1 protein-coding gene is annotated in these 928 nt (G+C 48.1%); it reads left to right on the top strand.

Annotated features, from left to right (window positions below; translation table 11 throughout):
- Positions 1-511: 511 nt before the first annotated feature.
- Positions 512-928 (top strand): hypothetical protein (locus tag E1189_RS01715; protein ID WP_155158361.1); only part of this gene is annotated, 417 nt, incomplete at its 3' end.

Below are 928 nucleotides of genomic sequence, written 5' to 3'. Positions count from 1 at the left end.
CTTTGTTTTGTCACCACTATCCATACAAAAGTGTTGGTTTAACGAACACCTTCTGACATCACTGTTATAGAGGTTTATTTAGAGCATGATCATAACGCCACATTATGGAAAAGGGCACCATGGCCGACAGATGCCTCTTCCTTACATACAAAGCTATCCTGTCAGCTATCCGTCTGACACCCCCAGCATCCAAGGTTCTCCGTACTCAGGGAGTGCCGATAATTCTGAGCGCCGCCAACTTTCACAATATCGTACCCAGTACTCCCCGGCTCACTCTCGTGTACAGGCATATCACGACATAAATGATGCCTTCAATCTTATGAAATCCAATCCCGGAAGAGCATTAGATGAAGCCGAGACGCTATTAAAAAAATATGAGGGAAACCCAAAGCAATATGCTCGTGTTGTGCAATTAAAGGCCAGATCTTTGTTTCTTCTTGGTGATTTTGATGGGTGTATTGGGTACCTCAATTCTCTTTCAGAGGATTTGGGAAATAACAAGGGAGTGATAATGGCAAAAGGCAGAGCTTTGCAGGCGAGAGGCCATTTAATGGAAGCTTTACCACTCTTCCAGCACCTTTATGAAAAATATTCAGGCTCTTTTAATGATGAAAAAAACAATGGGCTGGCTCTGGGCAGATTACTCCAGAGCATGGGGGGCACAGGCAACCACATAGCGGCCCTGAACATCTTTACCCGGCTTCGCACCCGGGCGGCCAAAGGGCAGGTGGACACACCTTGCGATGACAAGGAGATAGAACTGGCTCTGGGCAGGCTACACCAGGCCATGGGAGGTACGCACAACCTGAGAGCAGCCCTGAACATCTATATCCGGCTGCGTACCCAGGCAGCTCAAGGGCAGGTGGACATCCCCTGTAATGATAAGGATATCGAGCTGACACTGGGCAGGCATCTCCAGATTATGGGA

The organism is Parendozoicomonas verongulae (genome assembly GCF_009711465.1).
GTDB classification, from domain to species: Bacteria; Pseudomonadota; Gammaproteobacteria; order Pseudomonadales; family Endozoicomonadaceae; genus Sansalvadorimonas; species Sansalvadorimonas verongulae.
This window is presented reverse-complemented; position numbering and strand designations above follow the sequence as displayed.